Here is a 15,147-nt window from a genome sequence, read left to right on the forward strand (position 1 = left end):
AGTCAGGCGGCCATTAAGCAGCCAAACAAAGCGCGCTGTCGGACGGCAGCACGAACGAGACGGCCGTGCCTTCGCGCCAGGCGGCGCCACCGGCCGCGCAAATGCCCTTGACCTGGCCCAGCGGGGTTTGCAGCAGGTATTCGACGGTGTCGCCCAGGAAGCCCCGTGCCAGCACGGTGCCCGGGTATTGAGCAGCCGCGTCGTCCGGCGCGCACACGCGCACCTTGTCGGGGCGCCAGCCCAGCACCGTCGTGCCGGTGGTCACTGGCGCCGTGTACGGCAGGCTGGCGCCCGCGTGGTGCAGCGCGCCATCGCGGTAATCGAACAGGTTCTCGAAGCCCATGAAGTTGGCCACAAAACGCGTCGATGGCGTATTGAAGACGGCTTCCGGCGCGGCCAGCTGCTCGATGCGGCCGCCGTTCATGACGACGATGCGGTCGGACAAGGCCAGCGCTTCTTCCTGGTCATGCGTCACGTACAACATGGTGATGCCCAGTTCGCGCTGGATGCGGCGCAATTCGGCACGCATCTGCACGCGCAGCTTGGCATCCAGGTTCGACAGCGGTTCGTCCAGCAGCAGCAGGGCCGGTTCGACGACGATGGCGCGCGCCAGCGCCACGCGCTGCTGCTGGCCGCCGGACATCTGCGCCGGCAAACGCGTTTCAAAGCCCGTCAGGCCGACGGCGGCGATCACCGCCTCCACTTTCGTTTTCAACAAGGCTGGCGCAACCTTGCGCAGGCGCAAGCCGAAAGCGATGTTGTCGTAGACATTCAAGTGCGGGAACAGCGCATACGACTGGAAGACCATGCCGATATTGCGTTTATTGGGCGCCAGCTTGCCGATTTCGCGGCCATCGAGCACGATGCGGCCCGATTGCAGCGGCATCAGGCCGGCGATGGCACGCATGGTGGTGGTCTTGCCGCAGCCGCTGGGGCCCAGCAGGGAAATCAGCTCGCCCTGCTCGACGTGCAAGTCCAGGTCTTTCACGGACGTCGTGTTCTTGGCGTAGCCGAGGTTCAGCTTGTGCAGTTCCAGATAACTCATGGTGTGTTGCCTCTTACATGTATTTAGAAATGCCCAGCACCTTCTCGGTCACCATCACGAAGGCCATGGTGAACAAGACCAGCAAGGTCGACAGGGCAGCGATCGACGGATCGAAACTGTTTTCCATATGCCCCAGCATCTCGATGGGCAAGGTGCTGATGCCCGGCCCCGTCAGGAACAGCGAGACGGGTACCTGGTTGAACGAGGTGACGAAGGCGAGGAAGAAGGCTGCGATCACGGCGTTGCGGATATTCGGCAGCACGATCATGAAGAACGCGCGCAGGCGCGACGCTCCCAGGGTGATGGCCGCATCCTCGATATCCACGCGCAGGTTCACCAGGCTGGCGTACACCACGCGCACCGAATACGGAATCAGGAGCGCGATATGGCCGATCAAGAGGCCCACATACACGGGCGCGTTGATGGTGAGGACCAGGTGATGCAGCAAGCCCAGGCCCACCAGGATGGCGGGGATGATCAGTGGCGACGTCAGGATCTGGCGGATGGCGCCGATGCCGGGCGGCGGCATGCGCGAAAATGCATACGCGACAGGAATGCCCAGCAACAGCGCGATGACGGTAGCGATCAGGCCGATTTCCAGGCTGGTCTGAAAGGCGCGACGGAATTCGGGCGCCGCCCACACTTCGAGAATCCAGCGCAGCGAGTACGACTCGGGCGGGAACGCCAGGGTTTCGCCGCCGCTGAAACCGGCCAGCACGACGATGGCAAAAGGTCCCAGCAGGAACAAAAACACCAGCCACAGGACGGCGCGTGAGAACAAGCTTTCTTTCATACGGAGCTCCGGCTCGAGGAAATACGTTTAAGGCCGGCGTTGACCAGCAGGGTCATGCAGACGAGGATGACTGCGATCACATTCGCGGCGCCGAAATCGCTCTCCACGCTGACCTTCTGGTACAGCAGGGTTTCCAGCATCAGCACCTTGGTGCCGCCCAGCAGGGCAGGCGTTACATAGGCCGTGACGCAACCCGTAAACACCAGGGTGCCGCCGACCACCAGGCCCTCTTGCGTCAGCGGCAGGGTGACCTTGCAAAACACTTGCCATGGATTGGCGCCCAGGGTGGCGGCGGCCGGTTCCACGTCGCGCGGCAGGTTTTCCAGCGCGCCAGCCAACGACATCAGCATCAAGGGCAGCAGCAATTGCAGCAGGCCGACAAACACGGCGAATTCACTGAACAACAGGCGCAGCGGCTCGTCCGTGAAACCCATGTTGACCAGCGCCGCATTGAGGGCGCCATTACGCCCAAGCAAGACGATCCAGGCGTAGGTACGCGCAATCGGCGAGACCATCAGCGGCAGGATCATCATGCCGACCACCAGGCCGCGCCACTTTGGCGATACACGCGCCACGGCTTGCGCAGCCGGGTAGCCCAGGAGGATGGACGCCAGGGTCACCAGCGCGGCGATGCGCAGGGTGCGCCAGAAGATGGTGCGGTTGAATTCCTGCGAGAAGAATTCAATGAAGCGGTCAACGCCCCACTGCATGCCGTCGCCGACGCGGAAGGCGTCGACCAGCAAGGCCAGCACGGGCAGCAGGAAGCAGACGACGATAAAGATCAGCGCCGGCAGGACCAGCAGCAGTCCCAGGCGCTTTTTTGGATCAGCAAACATGGTGTTTTCTCCTCGTCACCACTATTTGCTCATGGCCTTGTTCCACTGCGTCATCCAGTTGCTGCGCTGCTTGAGGATGGTTTCCGGCTTGACGAACTTCAGCGAGCTGATTTGTTCGGCGCCATAGGTATTGAATTGCGCGGCCGCCACCGACAGGCGCACGTCCTTGTTGACGGGCGAATCGACCAGGTTGGTCGCCAGCTGCGTCTGCACTTCCTTGGACAGCCAGAAATCCATCAGCTGATATGCCAGGTCCGCATTCTTCGAGCCGGCAACGATGCCCATCACGTTCATGCCGGCCGCCTGGCCTTCAGCCGGGATGCTCCATTTCAGGGGCAGGCCCGTCTTGAGCATTTGCGACCAGGTAAAGCGCGCCACGGGAGCGGCCCAGATTTCATCCTGGGCGAACAGGGCAGCCAGCTGCGCGCTGTTCTTCGAGAACGTGACGACGTTGCCCTTCATGCCGACGATCTTGGCAAAGCCGGTCGCGTAGTCGTCCGTCTTGCCGCCCCAGGCCGCATCGGCCATGCGCAGCATCAAGGGGCCCTGCGTGGTGCTCACGTCGGGGAAGGCCACGCGGCCCTTCAGTTCGGGGCGCCACAGGTCCTTCCAGGACGTCAGCGGGGCGATCTTGTCGCTGCGGTACACCAGGCCGACCGAATACAGCGTGTAGCCGACGGCGTAGTTGCCGCCGATGGGGTTTTTCGCCACGTCATACAAGGCTTTGTAATTGCTCAGCTTGGAGTAATCCATGGGCTGGATGACGCCCTTTTGCGCCGCTTCCAGCATGCCGGAATCGGACAGCAGTACCAGGTCGATCACCGGGTTCTTGCTGTGCACCACCAGCTTGGCGATGCGGTCTGCGTTATTCCCCGTTTCCACCTTGATATCGCAACCGCATTTGGCCTTGAACGGCTCGTACACATACTTCATGAACAAGGGTTGGGCAATCGGATAGGCCGAAATGACCAGCTCGCGTTTTTCCGCGTGGGCGGCGTTGGCCAGCAAGCCTAGGCTCAACGCCAACATGAGGTGCTTTTTCAAGATGCTTCCTTTCAGGGGACGGCGCTGCGGGACAGCGCCTGTAAAGATGAATCAGACTCAGAAATAATGTCGCATGCCGACGATCAGGACACTTTGCGTCTTGCCGCCGGAGGCGCCGAAGCCGAACACGCGGGCGAACGTCGCATCGCCGGCCGCTTTCTGATAGCTCCAGGTGACGGCGACGTCGGTGCGCTTGGACAGGAAGTAATCGGCCTGGAAGTTGACCTGATGCCATTTTGGCGTCTTGTTGATCACGTCGTATTTACCGGTGGTATAGAAATACGACGCGCCCAGGTTCAGCGCTTCCGTCAGCTTGTGGTTCACGTTCAGATCCACGTTTTGCAGGGTCAGATTGCTTTGATCCAGGTAGTGGTAGCGCACGTTGGTGTACAGTGCGCCAAACTTGGTCCTGCCCACATTATAAAAGCCTCCCGTGCCGGCGATGGCCTGGCTGTCCACGCCGGCGCCCTTGACGGCGCTCTTGTTGAAGATCAACAGGGAACTGCCGTAGTCGTTGCCGATGGCGCCATTCGGCGCATCCGGGCTGTTCGGATGGTCCATCTTGGTATAGGCGACGGCCCAGCTGAAGGCATCGACTTTGTAGCCGGCGCCCATGCTGTAGACGCGGTTGCGGTTGGAGTCGGCCGGATTTTCGCTGAAACCGTACAAGCCCGTGAACGAGAGGTTGCTGATGTTCGGGCTGACATACTTGACGGCGTTTTGCACGCGCAGGTTGTTGTAGCCATTGTCGTTGTCGCCGATGTGCACGCCGTTACTGGCGATGACCACCGGGCCCAGCAAGTCCTTGACGGCTTCGTACTGGCGGCCCAGGGTCAGGGTGCCCTTGTCATTGCTCGACAGGCCCACATACGACTGGCGGCCGAACAAACGGCCGCTTTGCGCAGCCGTGCCCGTCATGACGTTAAAACCGTTTTCCAGCACGAAGATAGCCTTCGTGCCGTCGCCCAGGTCTTCCTGGCCGCGGAAACCGATGCGCGGATTCTGATTCGTGCCGCTCAGCGCATGCGTGCGGCTGCCGTTACCCTCGTCCGACACATAGCCGATACCGGCCGACAGCAAACCATACACTTGCACGCTGCTTTGCGCCTGCGCTGCGCCCTGCGCAGCCAGCAAGCCGCCCACCACCATCGTTCCAGTCATCCATTTGTTCATCGCCGCCACCCTAAAAAAGAATAAACCCTGAGTTTTTTTCGAATTATTTTATTGATGCGCCCCTTGCCTGGCGCGTCGCAGCGAGTGCCGGCGCCGCATTCCAGGCTCTTCTCCTGAATATTGTTGCTTTCAAGACAAGTAAGGACCAGTCCAGAATATGGTAAATTGCGGGATAAGAAAATTTGTTTATTTTTATAAATCCATTACTTTTTCTAATAAGCAAAGCCCATGCATGAACTGAGCAAGAAGATTTCCTTACGACATTTGCAAGCGTTTTCCACCTTAGCCCGGGTAAACAGCTTCAGCAAGGCCGCACAAGAATTGTGCGTGACCCAGCCGGCCCTCAGCGCGTCGATCAAGCTGCTGGAAAATCAACTGGGAAAAAAGTTGTTTAACCGCACAACCCACCAGCTGGAATTGACACGCGAAGGCAAGCTGGCGCTCGATTACGCCACGCATTTATTGAATACGGCGAGCAACACTTTTGCCGATATCCAGCGCGCCATCGGCAGCGGCCGGCACCGCATCCGCATCGGCGCGATTCCGTCGGCCATGGCGATGACGGCCGTAGTGGTGGCGCGCTACAGCGAGCAACATGGCGATGAAGTGGAAATCGTCCTGTCGGACATGCCCAATGACGGCTTGCTGCATGCGCTGCATTCGGGCCAGCTGGACTTTTGCGTGGGCATCGAGGTGCCCGGTTCCGTCTCGCTGGAAAGCGTGGGCCTGTTCGAAGACGAGCTGGTGCTGGTGACGGCGGGACGCCATGCGCTGGCGCCGCTCAAGGAAGTACGCTGGGAGCAGCTGGCCGGGCAGGAAATCGTCGTCTTTACCAAAGGCAGCATCTGGGAGTTCGCCTCGAGCGCGCTGCGCCAGCATGGCTTGAGCCCGTCGAGCCTGTATCAGATGATACACAGCGAGTCGCTGTATGGCGTGGTGCGCGCCGGCATCGCCGTGGGCATCATGCCCAGCCTGTACACGACTTTCCTCAACGACGAGGATCTGCATGTGGCGCCGCTGCGCCAGCCCACCTGCAAGCGCAAGATCGCCTTGATGCGGCGCAATGAAATCAGCCGCAACCACCATGTGGACGACTGTTTTTCAGCGCTGCGCAAAGATTTACAACAGGTCGACCAGTGGTTTTGATTGTCACTGCCGGCGTCAGCCCCCAGCTCACGTCGACGCCTGCTCCGACGCTAATGGTGGAGAGGGCCTGACCCCGGCCGTTGAGATTACTGCGGTGCCTTGAGCAAATTGGCCAGCGCCACGTATTGCTCCAGGCCCACGGTTTCCGGACGCTTGGTCGGGTCGATGCCGGCTGCCTTGATCTGCTCTTCCGTAAACATGCCGGCCAGGCAGTTGCGGATCACCTTGCGGCGCTGCGAGAAGGCCTTCATGACCACCGCTTCCAGGGTGGCCTGGTCGCAGGCCATGCGCTCGGCCACGGGGATCATGCGCACGATGGCCGATTCCACTTTCGGCGGCGGATCGAAGGCCGTCGGCGGCACGATGAACATCAAGGTCATGTCATAGCGCCATTGCAGCATCACGGACAGGCGGCCATACGCCTTGCTGCCCGGCTCGGCCACCATGCGTTCGACGACCTCCTTTTGCAGCATGAAATGCTGGTCTTTCACCAGCGGTGCGAAGTCCGCCAGGTGGAACAGCAGGGGGCTGGAGATGTTGTACGGCAAGTTGCCCACGATGCGCAGCTTTTCGCCGGCCGGCACGGGGATTTGCGCAAAATCGAATTTCAGCGCGTCGCCCGAGTGGATCGTCAGCTTGGCCGGATTGAAGGTTTTTTCCAGGCGCACGATCAGGTCGCGGTCCAGTTCCACCACATGCATCTGCTTCAGGTGACGCAACAATTGCTCCGTCATGGCGCCCAGGCCAGGGCCAATCTCGACCATGGCATCGTCCGCCTGCGGCGCGATGGCGGCCGTGATGTCATCGAGGACGAAGCGGTCATGCAGGAAGTTCTGGCCAAAGCGTTTGCGGGCAACGTGTTTCATATTCTGTTTTTCTATTCTAAAGGCGGTGTAGCGGGGTAAAACCGGTGGGTATCAGGCGCGGGTGCTGGCGCGCAGCATGTCGAGCGCCGTTTGCAGGGCCTGCTCCATGCTGTGGCAATCGGCCAGCCCCAACCCTTGCGCGGCCAGATCCAGCGCCGTGCCATGGTCGACCGAGGTGCGGATCAGCGGCAAGCCCAGTGTGATATTGATGCCGCGCCCGAAGGTCGCGTATTTCAGCACGGGCAAGCCCTGGTCGTGGTACATGGCCAGCACGCAGTCTGCGTCGGCCAGATATTTGTGCTGGAACAAGGTGTCGGCCGGAAACGGCCCGCGCGCATCAATGCCGCGCGCTTGCGCCGCAGCGATCGCCGGGGTGATGACATCGATTTCCTCGCGCCCCAGGTAACCGCCCTCGCCCGCGTGCGGGTTCAGGCCAGTCACCAGGATGCGCGGCGCGGCGATGCCGAATTTCTGTTGCAGGTCTGCCTGGAGGATATCCAAGGTGACGGCCAGGCTGTCCATGGTAATGGCAGCGGACACGTCCTTCAAGGGCAGATGGGTGGTGGCCAGCGCCACGCGCAGGGTCGGTTCGCCGTGCCCCGGTTCGCCGGCCAGCATCATCACCACCTGCGGCGTACCGGTTTTTTCTGCCAGGTACTCCGTATGGCCGGAAAAGGCCACGCCGGCGTCGTTGATCGTGCTCTTTTGCAAGGGCGCAGTGACCATGGCGCCAAACCAGCCGGCCTGGACACCTTCCACGGCCGCGTCCAGGGTAGCGAGCACGGAACGCCCATTTTCCTTGTCCAGCACGCCAGGGATGACATTGTTAACAGTGGGAATATCGATCACGGCCAGGCGACCGGGTCCGAACTGGGGCAGGCCGTTGTTGCGCACGGCTTGCAGCGACAGCGCCGCCAGGCGAATCTCCGGGTCGATCAGGCTGGCCGTCAGCGCCAGGAAGGCGGCGTCGCCCAGCAAGATACAGTTGACTTCATGCCGCATGGCCCAGGCGGCGCGGATCGAAATTTCCGGGCCGACGCCGGCCGGTTCGCCACAGGTGATGGCGATGGCCGGGCGGCGTGCAAGGGGCAAGTTACTCATGCGCAAATAGTCGGCAGCATTACTGGTCTTCCGCGCGGAATTCAACGTAGGCGCGGTCGCGCACTTCACGCGCCCAGTTTTCCGTCGCCTCTTCCAGTTTGCGTTCGCGCAAGGCGTTGCGCGCTGCGCTGCGCTGCTTCTCTTTCGAGACGTCGTCGCTCTTGCGTTCCAGCACTTCGATCAGGTGGAAGCCAAAGCTCGATTCGATCGGCTGGCTCACTTCGCCCGGTTTCAGCGCATTCATCGCCGTTTCGAATTCCGGCACGGTGTCGCCTGGATACAGCCAGCCCAGGTCGCCGCCCTTGGCCGCCGAACCGTCGTTCGAGAACAAACGGGCCAGGTCTTCGAACTTGGCAGCCTTGTTATCAAGACGCTCTTTCAATTCCAACAATTTGCGCTTTGCTTCGGCAGCCGACAAGGTCGGCGTAATTTTCAGCAAAATGTGGCGGGCATGCGTCTGCTGTACGGCAGCGACGGCTTGCGCTTCGGCTGCGCTGCGACGGTCCACCAGCTTCAGGATGTGGAAACCTGTGTTGCTCTTGATGATAGGCGTGATCTGGCCAGGTTTCAATTTCACCAATTGTTCCGTGAACAGAGGTGGCAAGCGGTCGCTATGGCGCCAGCCAATATCGCCGCCACTCAGCGCATCGCTGGCGTCGGAATAGGTGGCGGCCATCTTGGCAAAATCGGCGCCCGTGCGCAACTGTCGGCTGACTTCTTCGGCGCGCGCGCGGCGCGCGGCGATCTGTTCCGGGCTGGAGTTTTCCGGAATGCGCACGAGAATCTGCGCCAGATTCAACTCGACCTGTTCGCTGGCCGCCGCTTTTTCCGCTTCCAGGAAGTTATCCACTTCGGAATCGGAAATCTGGATCTTGGCGTCGACTTCATGCTCGCGCAAGCGCTGCATGATGATTTCATCGCGGATTTCCTCGCGGAAGGTCGCAAACGGCGTGCCTTCTTTTTCCATCTGGTTGCGCAACTCTTGCACCGTCATTTTTTGCTGTTCAGCAATACGGCCAATCGCGCGGTCCAGGGTAAGGTCATCCACGCGCACGCCCATTTCCTTGGCCAGCTGCATTTGTGCGCGTTCAACGATCATGCGCTCCAGCAATTGACGACGCAGGTCGGCGGGATCGGGCAAAGGCACGTTCTGCGCCTTCATGCGCTGCTCCACGCTCTTGATACGGGCTTTCACTTCATTGCGCGTGATGACGTCGTCATTGACGACGACGGCGATGGAGTCGATGGTCTGGCCGCTGCTTGAGGCCGGTGGCGTGAAGCCCTTGACCGGTGCAACTGCCGCGGCAGCGGGCTTGGCCGCAGGCGCTGGCGCAGCCTGTTGCGCCCAGACACTACTGGCCGTGGCGCCGGAAATGGCGCACAACAAAACCGTTGCAATTTTGAGTTGGTGCATACTGGCATTACGCATAATGTGTAGAGCGCTCATGAGTTCGGGTGAATAAAAAAACCGGTTTGTGCCAGCGCCGGGAACACCGGCGGCGGCAACGGTGCCTATCTTAACGGAGTGGCTGGCTCAGTGCCTGGTAGCCAGGGATGGTTTTGGTAAATGTTTCCAGCCCATTCGCGCCCAGACCCAATCCATTCGACAGCCCAGTCAGTTCCAGCTGGAAGAAGATCGGCGTCGATGCCTTGTTGGCCGAGGTCACGAAACGCTGCGCCCCCATGCGGAACACCCAGCAGTCGCCCTTGTATTCCAGGCCGACCAGGCTTTCCAGCATGCGCCGGTCCAGCAGGGAGTAACTGATGCGTCCCACGCCATACAAGCGGTCCGTCAACGGCCATTGCGTCGACACTTCCGCATTGCGTATGCTGCCACGCTGAAAACGGTTACTAAAGTTCAATACTTTCTTGGCACCTGGCTGATATTGCAAGGTGTACGTCGAACTCATCAACTGGCGATCGCTGGGATTGTACTGCACCAGGCTGTCGATGGTCCAAGTCTCCGACACGCGGCCCGTTGCTGCCAGCAGGATATCCGAACGGGACTGGTTGACCGGCGTGGTCGAATTGAGCTGCACGCGCTGGTCGGCAAAGTAGAAACGCTGGCCGAAGGTCAGGCGCATGCGCTCCGTGCCGTCCGTTTGCAGGAAGCGCGACACGACAGCAGCCGTGACCTGGTTGGCATCGCCGATGCGGTCGCTGCCAACAAAACGGTTTTCCGTGAAGATCTGCGTCAGGTTGAACGTGCCGGCTGCCGTATCGAAATTCGGGAACTGCGACTGGTCGCGGTACGGCGTATAGACGTAGAACAGGCGCGGCTCCAGGGTTTGCGTGCCGCCCTTGGCGCCAAACAGATTCGTGTCGCGTTCGAACACCAGGCCACTGTCGACCGAAAAGGTGGGAACGGCGCGCGTAAACGACGTATCCGGAAACAGCGCCTTGGTCCTGGCATCGTTGTCGAGCTGATACGCGCTGGCATTGAGCATCAGCTTGGGCGTGATGAAGTAGCCAGGGCGCACGATGGGGAAACTCACTTGCGGCACGGCGACGAGGCGCGATCCTTGTACGAGAGTCGGGTGCGCGAAGCGCGTCGCTTCCGCGTCGAAGGTCCAGTCGAAACCGCCCCAGACATCATATTTACCAGCGTGAAAGTTCACCGCCGGCAAACGGTCATACGGCCGCGACACAGTCAGACTGGGATCTTTGGCGGCATCGGGGTCTTGCAGCACCTGGTAATTCTGTACGCGCGCCGTCAGGCTCCAGTCCTCGGTCCGGTAATCGGTGCGCAATTCGCGCAGCAACTGGCGCTCGGTGGCGGAGGCGACGTTTTTCGAAAAATCGTTCGGGTAATTATTGTCGGATGCGTCGCGCAGATCCCAGCTGTAAGTCCAGTCCTTGGCCAGCGCCTGCTCGTGCTTGGACTTGATCATGTAGCGGTTGGTCTTGGTCTGCTTGTCGTTGGGCAAGAACTCAACCGACGTTTCGCCGTTGTACAAACCGGCATCCGTCTCGCCCATGTAGCGGCCCGTCGCACCGAGCTGGATGCCGCGCCGCTGTATGTAGCGCGGGTACAGGGTCAGGTCGCGGTTGGGCGCGATGTTCAGGTAATACGGCATCAGCAGCTCGAAACCGTTCTTCGAGGCAAAGCCCGGCGTGGGCGCCAGCCAGCCCGAGCGGCGTGCGCCCGACAGCGAAAACGAAATGCCCGGCGTACCCAGGATCGGCACGTCCTTGAAATAAATGATGGTCTTGCTGCCGGTACCCACGTCGCGGCCCGTATCGAGGTTCAAGGTGCTCGATTTCAGGTACCAGTCCGGATTCGGCCCCTCGCAGGTACTGTACGTACCGTCGATAACATTGGCTTCGTCGGGGTTGATGAAGTCGACGCGCTCGGCCTTGCCCCGGCCGCCGCCCACTTCGAAGCGGTACGTCGGGTTGAGCAGGAAACCCTTGCCGGTCTCCATGTTCAGCTTCAGGACGTCACCCGTGTAGTAATCGCCGAAACGCCACATCTTGATATGGCCCTCGGCGTCGAACTGATCTTCAACTTGTTTGTAACAAGCTGTATCGGCCGTCATTTTTGTGGTTTTTCCGCGCTCAATCACGACATTTTGATCGAGATTGATCTCCCTTTCGGGCCGTCCGTTCATGCTGTTTGACGTCATGACGGTGGGCGCGTCGGGATCTTCCACATGCACCGGACGCGGTGCTTTCTGGGCGTGGGCAGGCACCGTCGTGGCGGCGACGAGCGCGCTGATGGCGAAAGCCCAGCGCTGCGAAGGGGGGGAGGCCGAAAACCAGCTCATGAATTGGAAGGGGCAAGCACCATTGACAGGCGATTTTTTAATTTGAATCCCTTATTATATGGGAATCTGCATCATCAACCCGATTCCACAGGCCGCTTAATGTCATTCTCTTCCAATTCCTCCACCGCGCCGGCCCAGGCCGACGCTCGCCTGACCCTGTTGAAAGCCTGGTTGACCTCGCTTAACCTCGTCGCGCCCGATTCCGCCCGCCCCGCTTCCAGCGATGCCAGCTTCCGTCGCTACTACCGTCTCGATATGCTGCCAGGCAATGCAACATTGCCGGGAAGTACACTGATTGCCATGGATGCGCCGCCCGAGCGCGAAAACGTGCCGGCCTTTGTCAAGGTAGCCGGCTTGCTGAAAGGCGCCGGCGTGTCCGTGCCCGAGATCATCGCGCAAGACCTGGACAACGGCTTCCTGCTGCTCTCCGACCTGGGCACGACCACGTATCTCGACGCGCTGAACCACGACAATGCCAGCGTGCTGTACGCCGAAGCGCTGGAGTCGCTGATGAAAATCCAGCTGGCAAGCCAGCCCGACGTGCTGCCCGAGTTCGACCGCGCCTTCATCCTGCGCGAAATGAATCTGTTCCCGGAATGGTTCATCGGCAAGCACCTGGGCGCCACCTTGACGGATGTGCAACAAACCCAGCTGGACAAGGTCTTCGAGGTCATCACGGCGAATATTTTGTCGCAACAACAAGTATTCATGCACCGCGACTACCATTCGCGCAATTTGATGCACATCAACGATGGTTCGATCCCGAATCCCGGCATCCTCGATTTCCAGGACGCCGTCTTCGGTCCCGTCACTTATGACATCGCCTCGCTGCTGCGCGACGCCTACCTCCAGTGGGATGAAGAATTGGTGCTCGACTGGGTAATCCGCTACTGGCAACGCGCCAAGCAGCTGGGCTTGCCCGTCAATCCAGACATCGACGCCTTCTACCGCGATTTCGAATTCACGGCCCTGCAGCGCCACCTGAAAATCCTCGGCCTGTTCGCGCGCCTGAATTACCGCGATGGCAAGGATCTGTACATGGGCGACTTGCCAACCGTGCTCGACTACGTGCGCAAGACAGCCAACCGCTATACGGAACTCAAGCCGCTGGTGCGTCTGCTCGATGCGCTGGAGAATAAAACGCCCCAAGTCGGCTATACCTTCTGAGGACACCGGCCAAAACCTACTGCGCGTCGCGCTTTGCGGCCGGCGATGCTCACCGTACTAGAGTACGGTTGCGCTTCTCGGCCACAAATCACTGCCGCTCGCTACGGTTTTGTCCAGTGTCGTGACTGCAGAAAAATTACTGAACAAATCAGAAAAGAATACCCATGAAAGCCATGATCTTTGCCGCAGGCCGCGGTGAACGGATGCGTCCGCTTACCGATACCTGTCCCAAACCGCTGCTGAAAGTGCGCGGCCGTCCGCTGATCGTCTGGCATGTGCTGAACCTGGTGCGCGCCGGCATCACGGACATCGTCATCAACCACTCCCACCTGGGCCATCAAATTGAGGAAACCCTGGGCGACGGCAGCGCGTATGGCGCGCGCATCGCCTATTCGCCGGAAAGCACGCCGCTGGAAACGGCGGGCGGCATCGCCCAGGCGCGCCACTTGCTGGGAGAGGAACCGTTTCTCGCCATTTCCGGCGACATCTATTGTCCCTACTTTGATTTCAAGCAAGTACTCGATGTGCTGGCCGACAAGGATGTACTTGGCACGCCGTATCCGGCCGACCAGCGCGACATCGCCTGGACTTACCTGGTGCCCAATCCCGACTTCCATCCGAAGGGCGACTTCGGCCTGACCTTGTTTGCGATCAACAATACCGACGAAACCAAATGGACCTTCGCCAATATCGGCGTGTACCGTCCTGAAATGTTCGACGGCATCGCGCCGGGCAGCCACGCCAGGCTTGGCGACCTACTGCGCAAGTACGCGGACCAGGGCCGCGTGGGCGGCGAAGTCTATACTGGCGAGTGGACCAATGTGGGCACCCCAAAGCAGCTCGACGCGCTCAATGGCGTAACGGCCAAGGTGGACGCGGCATGATGGGCAATTACGCGGCACGGCGCGCGGCGCTGCTGGCGCAGATGCTGCCGGGCAGCGTGGCCATCCTCGCCACGGCGCCCGAAGTGCCGCGCAACAGCGATTGCGATTATCCGTATCGCCACGACAGCTATTTTTACTACCTCAGCGGTTTCACGGAACCCGACAGCGCCGTGGCGCTGGTGGCCGCCAGCGCCACGGCACCCGCGCGCGCCATCCTGTTTTGCCGCGCCAAAAACACGGAGCGCGAAATCTGGGACGGTTTCCGCCATGGCCCCGAGGCGGCGCGCGCCACCTTCGGCTTCGACGCGGCCTTCCCCATCGAGGAACTCGACGTGGAAATGACGCGCCTGCTGGCCGACTCTCCCGCCATTTACTATGCGCTGGGCGGCAGCCTCGATGCGCAAGTGAAAGTCTGGCGGCACAACGTGCGGCAAAAGGCACGCAGCGGTGTCACGGCACCCGCCATCGCGCATGAGATCAACGGCATGCTCGACGCCATGCGCCTGCTGAAAGACCCGCAGGAACAAGACCTGATGCGCCGCGCGGCCGCCATTTCCAGCGCCGCCCACGCACGTGCCATGCGCGCGACGCGGCCCGGCATGCACGAATACGCGCTGGAAGCGGAACTGCTGTACGAATTCCGGCGCAACGGCGCGCAGTTCCCCGCATATTCTTCCATCGTGGCAGGTGGCGACAATGCCTGCATCCTGCATTACAGCGCCAACAACGCCATCTTGAAAGAAGGCGAACTGGTGCTGGTCGACGCAGGCTGCGAACTCGATGGCTATGCCTCCGACATCACGCGTACCTGGCCCGTCAACGGCCGCTTCAGCGGCCCGCAGCGGGCGCTGTATGAACTGGTGCTAGCGGCGCAGCAGGCGGCGCTGGACATGGTGCGCCCCGGCTTGCCGCATAGCGCCATCCACGAGGCGGCCGTGCAGGTGCTGGCGCAGGGCATGCTGGATTTGAAATTGCTGGAGCGGCAAAAAAGCGGCAGCGTGCAGGATGTCATCGCCGACAAGTCCTATATGCCGTTTTATATGCACGGCACCAGCCACTGGCTGGGCATGGACGTGCACGACGTGGGCGCCTACCGCGACACGGGCGCGCCCGGCAAGCCGTGGCGCGCTTTGGCACCGGGCATGGTGCTGACGGTGGAGCCGGGCATCTATGTGCGCCCCGGCGCGGGCGTGCCGGAGCAGTTCTGGCATACCGGCATCCGCATCGAAGACGATGTGGTGGTCACGCCGCAAGGCCATGAAGTCTTCAGCTCGGCGCCCAAAAGCGTCGCTGAAATCGAACAACTGATGTCACAGGATTGACGC

At 60.9% G+C, this 15,147-nt stretch carries 13 protein-coding genes; 4 read left to right on the top strand and 9 right to left on the bottom strand.

Translation table 11 applies throughout. The annotated features are described in order from the left end of the window. Positions 1–13: 13 nt before the first annotated feature. The 5 genes from ACQ4WZ_RS17945 to ACQ4WZ_RS17965 are packed head-to-tail and all read right to left on the bottom strand — an operon-like array spanning position 14 to position 4,891. On the bottom strand, positions 14–1,045 hold the full coding sequence (locus ACQ4WZ_RS17945) for an ABC transporter ATP-binding protein (RefSeq protein WP_436574133.1): 1,032 nt from the start codon (positions 1,043–1,045) through the stop codon (positions 14–16). 13 nt (positions 1,046–1,058) lie between these two features. Continuing rightward, a complete protein-coding gene (locus ACQ4WZ_RS17950; protein WP_070290842.1) occupies positions 1,059–1,838 on the bottom strand; it encodes an ABC transporter permease in 780 nt (259 codons plus the stop codon). After that, entirely contained in the window at positions 1,835–2,674 is an 840-nt protein-coding gene (locus tag ACQ4WZ_RS17955; RefSeq protein WP_101483022.1) for an ABC transporter permease, read from the bottom strand. Before ACQ4WZ_RS17955 ends, ACQ4WZ_RS17950 begins: the two co-directional genes overlap by 4 nt. 21 nt (positions 2,675–2,695) lie before the next feature. Next, positions 2,696–3,718: an ABC transporter substrate-binding protein gene (locus ACQ4WZ_RS17960; RefSeq protein WP_436574134.1), complete on the bottom strand. Its 1,023-nt coding sequence runs from the start codon at positions 3,716–3,718 to the stop codon at positions 2,696–2,698. A 57-nt stretch (positions 3,719–3,775) separates the two neighbouring features. Further along, the gene (locus ACQ4WZ_RS17965) at positions 3,776–4,891 is read right to left on the bottom strand and encodes a porin (RefSeq protein WP_436574135.1); all 1,116 of its coding nucleotides are present in this window, start codon (positions 4,889–4,891) and stop codon (positions 3,776–3,778) included. A 228-nt stretch (positions 4,892–5,119) separates the two neighbouring features. On the opposite strand from ACQ4WZ_RS17965, the gene ACQ4WZ_RS17970 reads away from it, so the two are divergent. Then, the gene (locus ACQ4WZ_RS17970; RefSeq protein WP_101483025.1) at positions 5,120–6,037 is read left to right on the top strand and encodes a LysR family transcriptional regulator; all 918 of its coding nucleotides are present in this window, start codon (positions 5,120–5,122) and stop codon (positions 6,035–6,037) included. Between the two features lie 86 nt (positions 6,038–6,123). Here ACQ4WZ_RS17970 and rsmA read toward each other — a convergent pair whose 3' ends face one another. The 4 genes from rsmA to ACQ4WZ_RS17990 all read right to left on the bottom strand — a co-directional run bounded on the left by rsmA (position 6,124) and on the right by ACQ4WZ_RS17990 (position 11,771). Beyond that, the gene (gene rsmA / locus ACQ4WZ_RS17975; protein WP_133989161.1) at positions 6,124–6,903 is read right to left on the bottom strand and encodes a 16S rRNA (adenine(1518)-N(6)/adenine(1519)-N(6))-dimethyltransferase RsmA; all 780 of its coding nucleotides are present in this window, start codon (positions 6,901–6,903) and stop codon (positions 6,124–6,126) included. Between the two features lie 51 nt (positions 6,904–6,954). Then, complete coding sequence (gene pdxA, locus ACQ4WZ_RS17980; RefSeq protein ID WP_436574136.1) at positions 6,955–7,995, bottom strand: 4-hydroxythreonine-4-phosphate dehydrogenase PdxA; 1,041 nt, start codon at positions 7,993–7,995, stop codon at positions 6,955–6,957. Between the two features lie 28 nt (positions 7,996–8,023). Next, positions 8,024–9,418: a peptidylprolyl isomerase gene (locus ACQ4WZ_RS17985; protein ID WP_243857917.1), complete on the bottom strand. Its 1,395-nt coding sequence runs from the start codon at positions 9,416–9,418 to the stop codon at positions 8,024–8,026. Between the two features lie 103 nt (positions 9,419–9,521). Next, positions 9,522–11,771, bottom strand: coding sequence for an LPS-assembly protein LptD (locus ACQ4WZ_RS17990; protein ID WP_101483028.1), 2,250 nt, complete (start codon positions 11,769–11,771; stop codon positions 9,522–9,524). A gap of 99 nt (positions 11,772–11,870) precedes the next feature. Between ACQ4WZ_RS17990 and ACQ4WZ_RS17995 the strand changes: the two genes are divergently transcribed. The 3 genes from ACQ4WZ_RS17995 (at position 11,871) to ACQ4WZ_RS18005 (ending at position 15,144) form a co-directional block, all read left to right on the top strand. Beyond that, entirely contained in the window at positions 11,871–12,938 is a 1,068-nt protein-coding gene (locus tag ACQ4WZ_RS17995) for an aminoglycoside phosphotransferase family protein (protein WP_133989160.1), read from the top strand. A gap of 164 nt (positions 12,939–13,102) precedes the next feature. After that, entirely contained in the window at positions 13,103–13,822 is a 720-nt protein-coding gene (gene murU, locus ACQ4WZ_RS18000) for an N-acetylmuramate alpha-1-phosphate uridylyltransferase MurU (protein WP_133989159.1), read from the top strand. Next, positions 13,822–15,144, top strand: a complete 1,323-nt coding sequence (locus ACQ4WZ_RS18005) for an aminopeptidase P N-terminal domain-containing protein (protein ID WP_436574177.1) — start codon at positions 13,822–13,824, stop codon at positions 15,142–15,144. The genes murU and ACQ4WZ_RS18005 overlap by 1 nt, the downstream gene beginning before the upstream one ends. Positions 15,145–15,147: the final 3 nt, after the last annotated feature.

This window comes from Janthinobacterium darwini, from assembly GCF_051380905.1.
Lineage (GTDB): Bacteria > Pseudomonadota > Gammaproteobacteria > Burkholderiales > Burkholderiaceae_D > Janthinobacterium.